General features: G+C 54.5%; 6 protein-coding genes. 1 reads left to right on the top strand and 5 read right to left on the bottom strand.

Going from position 1 to position 4,203, the window contains the following annotated elements; all coding sequences use genetic code 11:
- The 3 genes from FDW87_RS21580 to aaeX form a co-directional block, all read right to left on the bottom strand.
- On the bottom strand, nt 1–142 hold a 142-nt coding region (locus tag FDW87_RS21580; protein ID WP_249932422.1), incomplete at its 3' end, for an FUSC family protein.
- Nucleotides 143–147: 5 nt separating this feature from the next.
- Entirely contained in the window at nt 148–1,080 is a 933-nt protein-coding gene (gene aaeA, locus FDW87_RS02720; protein ID WP_016154711.1) for a p-hydroxybenzoic acid efflux pump subunit AaeA, read from the bottom strand.
- Nucleotides 1,081–1,087: 7 nt separating this feature from the next.
- On the bottom strand, nt 1,088–1,291 hold the full coding sequence (gene aaeX / locus FDW87_RS02715; RefSeq protein ID WP_003025177.1) for a p-hydroxybenzoic acid efflux pump operon protein AaeX: 204 nt from the start codon (nt 1,289–1,291) through the stop codon (nt 1,088–1,090).
- 184 nt (nt 1,292–1,475) lie between these two features.
- On the opposite strand from aaeX, the gene aaeR reads away from it, so the two are divergent.
- A complete protein-coding gene (gene aaeR / locus FDW87_RS02710; protein ID WP_016157586.1) occupies nt 1,476–2,405 on the top strand; it encodes an HTH-type transcriptional activator AaeR in 930 nt (309 codons plus the stop codon).
- A 94-nt stretch (nt 2,406–2,499) separates the two neighbouring features.
- On the opposite strand, the gene tldD is transcribed toward aaeR, so the two are convergent.
- Together tldD and FDW87_RS21575 are read right to left on the bottom strand one after the other, a co-directional pair.
- Nucleotides 2,500–3,945: a metalloprotease TldD gene (tldD, locus tag FDW87_RS02705; protein WP_019077799.1), complete on the bottom strand. Its 1,446-nt coding sequence runs from the start codon at nt 3,943–3,945 to the stop codon at nt 2,500–2,502.
- 148 nt (nt 3,946–4,093) lie between these two features.
- Nucleotides 4,094–4,203: hypothetical protein (locus FDW87_RS21575; RefSeq protein ID WP_252362968.1), on the bottom strand; the 110-nt coding region annotated here is incomplete at its 5' end.

Raw genomic sequence — 4,203 nt, 5'->3', positions numbered from 1 at the left:
CCGCCACAATGGCGGCGGTCAGCACCGCCCAGCGCGGGGTCTCAAGTTGGAAGTGAAAGCCAACGAACAGCGCCAGTACAATCGCGCACGCCAGTTTTACCGCAAAGCGGATATGCTGGTTGGCAATAGAGAAAATGCCCATCACGATTAGCCAAACTCGCGCAGGCGGTGCGCCATTTTACGGAAGAAGGATTCCCGGCTTGCATCGCGATCCTGCTTGCCGGTAATGACGACGGTAGCCGTAGTCCCCGCAGGCCACAGGGTTCCCTGCTGCTCATCAAGACGAATTCGCACCGGTACACGCTGCGCCAGACGCACCCATTCGAGATTGGAATCAATGGTCGCCATACCCTTTGCGTCCCGCGTGCTGCTGGCATTCGTTACGCCAGCCGCCACGCTATCAACGGTGCCCTTCAGCACATGATTACTGCCCAGCGGGGTGATCTCTGCGCGATACCCAGGGCGGACGCCTTCCAGCTTGGTTTCTTCCATATAGGCCAGCACATAAAAAGAATGCTGTTTGACCAACGCCACCGCCGTAGAGCCGCGAGTAATAAATTCGCCGCTGTAGACGTTCAGGTTAGTCACCCAGCCATCTGCTGGCGCGCGAATGACGGTACGTTCCAGATCTAATTTCGCCAGGTCGCGGGTCGCCTGCGCCTTCGCAAGCTGGTGTAATACGGTTTGCAGGACATTGTTTGACTGGTCGATCTCTTCACGAGACATAGCCTGCACGCCCAGCCGGTTACGACGGCTGGCTTCCTGGCGTTTTTCCTGTGATAACACCTGATAGTAGGCGACGTCTGCTTCCGCTTCTTCGAGCGCTTTTTTATAGCGCGGCTGATCGATGGTAAACAGAACCTGGTCTTTCTTCACCAGTTGATTATCATGAACGTTGACGTTAGTGATAAGCCCGGCGACATCCGGGGCTATTGCCACAACGTCGGCGCTGAAGCGCGCATCACGCGTCCACGGCGACTCGGTGTAGAACACCCATGCGCGGAAAATGGCGATGAAGGCCAGAATGACCAGTACGAGAGTCGTGGCCGTACGGGAGAGTTTTCTTGTTAGTGTTTTCACTTCAACCTCAAACGAACAGGCGCGTTATTAAATAGAACAGGCAGCAATACAGCGCGGTGTTAAACAGAGCCGGGTGCCAGACAAAATCATAGATGCCAGTTGGAACCAGTACCCGGCGCACCAGCCAGAAAATCGCCAGTGACAAAAGTAATTCGAAAAAAATCGGTGGGAAGGACAGACCAAACACCACGATAACGGGAAACAGACTCATGTTGACCTTGGTAGCTTAAGAGAGTGCAGGTGATAGATTTTCTAGCGTATGTCACCGCAGAGAAGGGCAAGGATGAGCCAGGCGAGAGCGACATAGCTGTTATTTGAATAATAATATATTAACGTAACTGTTATGCTGTTATCTATATTATGTGATCTAAATCACTTTTAAGTCAGAGTGAACAATGGAACGATTAAAACGTATGTCGGTGTTTGCCAAAGTTGTCGAACTGGGCTCCTTCACCGCCGCCGCAAGACAGTTACAAATGAGCGTTTCATCGATAAGCCAGACGGTCTCTAAACTGGAAGATGAGCTACAGGTCAAGCTGCTAAACCGCAGCACACGCAGCATTGGGCTAACTGAAGCCGGTAAAATTTATTATCAGGGTTGCCGCCGGATGCTGCACGAAGCACAGGATGTTCACGAACAGCTTTATGCCTTTAACAACACGCCCATCGGCACCTTGCGCATTGGCTGTTCTTCAACCATGGCACAAAATGTCCTCGCTGGGTTGACCGCAACGATGCTGAAAGAGTATCCAGGATTGACGGTAAATCTGGTAACAGGCATCCCGGCACCGGATTTAATCGCCGACGGTCTGGACGTGGTTATTCGCGTCGGCGCGTTGCAGGACTCCAGCCTGTTTTCACGTCGCCTGGGAACCATGCCGATGGTGGTCTGCGCCGCTAAAAGCTATCTCGCTCAGTTTGGCGTGCCGGAAAAACCCGCCGATCTCAGCAACCACTCGTGGCTGGAATACAGCGTGCGCCCGGATAATGAATTCGAACTTATCGCTCCGGAGGGGATCTCTACCCGCCTGATCCCAGAAGGGCGCTTCGTGACTAACGATCCGATGACGCTGGTGCGCTGGCTGGCCGCAGGCGCGGGCATTGCCTATGTGCCGCTGATGTGGGTGATCAATGAGATCAATCGTGGCGAAGTGGAGATCCTGCTGCCCCGCTACCAGTCGGATCCACGTCCGGTCTATGCGCTGTATACCGAAAAAGACAAACTACCGCTCAAGGTCCAGGTGGTGATTAACTATCTGACGGATTATTTTGTCGATGTGGCGCAGCTGTTTCAGGGGATGTACGGCCGGGGCAAAGAGAAATAAAAAAGCCCGGTAGCGCTTTGCTTACCGGGCCTACATTCAGTGCCAGCACACATTCCAGGCCGGATACGCTGAGCGCTATCCGGCGACCGGGTCGTTACGCGGTGCCACCTACGGTCAAGTTATCCACCTTCAGCGTCGGCTGGCCCACGCCCACCGGCAAGCTCTGTCCTTCTTTACCGCAAACGCCAACCCCGTTATCCAGTTTCAGGTCGTTACCCACCATCGAAATCTGCTGCATCGCTTCGATACCGGAGCCAATCAGCGTTGCGCCTTTCACCGGTTTGGTCACTTTACCGTTTTCAATCAGATACGCTTCGGACGTCGAGAATACAAATTTCCCGGAGGTGATATCCACCTGACCGCCGCCAAAGTTAGGCGCATAAATACCGTATTCAACGGATTCGATGATTTCCTGCGGCGTGGATTTCCCCGGCAGCATATAGGTGTTGGTCATACGCGGCATCGGCAAGTGCGCGTAAGATTCACGGCGACCGTTACCCGTTGGCGCTACGCCCATCAGACGCGCATTCAGTTTGTCCTGCATGTAGCCTTTCAGAATGCCGTTTTCGATCAGCACGTTGTACTGACCCGGTGTCCCTTCGTCATCGATAGCCACAGAACCACGACGGTCCGCCATTGTGCCATCATCCACAACGGTACACAGTTCTGATGCCACCAGTTCACCCATGTGACCACTGAATACCGAGGTGCCACGGCGGTTAAAATCACCTTCCAGACCATGACCGACCGCTTCATGCAGCAGAACGCCAGGCCAACCAGCGCCGAGTACCACCGGCAGCGTACCAGCAGGCGCTGCTACCGCGGACAGATTGACTAACGCCATGCGTACGGCCTCTTTCGCCCACGCGTCGGCACGGACTTCACCATCGAGGTCGCCAAGGAAATAGTCATAGCCAAAACGACCGCCGCCACCGCTGGCGCCGCGCTCACGCTTACCGTCCTCTTCGACCTGTACGCTTACGGACAAACGTACCAGCGGGCGGACGTCAGCGGCCAGCGTACCATCAGTCGCGGCCACCAGGATCAGTTCATAAACACCGGTCAGGCTGGCGGTCACTTCCTGGACGCGTTTGTCGGTGGCACGGGCCACGTTGTCTACGCGGCGCAGGATATCGAGTTTTTCTTCACGGCTCATGCTCTGCAACGGATCAACCGAGGTGTAAAGCGCCTGATGCTCCACGGCCCCCAGCGTTTTTACTTTGCCGTCACCGTTGTCACGCACGATAGTACGCGCGGCATGAGCGCTTTGTTCCAGCGCCAACAGGCTAATCTGGTCTGCATAGGCAAACCCTGTTTTCTCGCCGCTGATGGCGCGCACGCCAACGCCCTGATCGATATTGTAAGAACCATCTTTAATGATGCGGTCTTCTAAAACCCAGGATTCGTGATAGCTCGACTGAAAATAGAGATCGCCGTAATCAAGACGGCGTTCGGCCAGTTGGCCCAGGATGGCAAACAGATCCTGATGTTTCAGGCCATTTGCCGCTAGCAATTGTTCACTTACCAGGTTCAGACTCATCGTTTTGATTACTCATTTAATTCTGCCGGATAGCGGAAAAAACGCCTTATCCGGCCTACGTTGTTAGGCTGCTGTAGGCCGGATAAGCGCTGCGCCAATCCGGCAATACTATGTACTGAGATTGGGGCAATTACTCGCCCCCGTCAAATCATTGCTGGCTTTCTTTGCGCGGCTGACGCAGAACTTCGTTAATTTGCGGCTTATCGACCGGACCGGTGATGCGATAGCGCAGAATCGAGACTTTGCTCCACAGCGGCC

This window comes from Citrobacter sp. wls826 (assembly GCF_005281245.1).
GTDB classification, from domain to species: Bacteria; Pseudomonadota; Gammaproteobacteria; order Enterobacterales; family Enterobacteriaceae; genus Citrobacter; species Citrobacter braakii.
The sequence above is the reverse complement of the archived record's forward strand: the minus strand, read 5'-3'. Positions and strand labels throughout refer to the sequence as shown.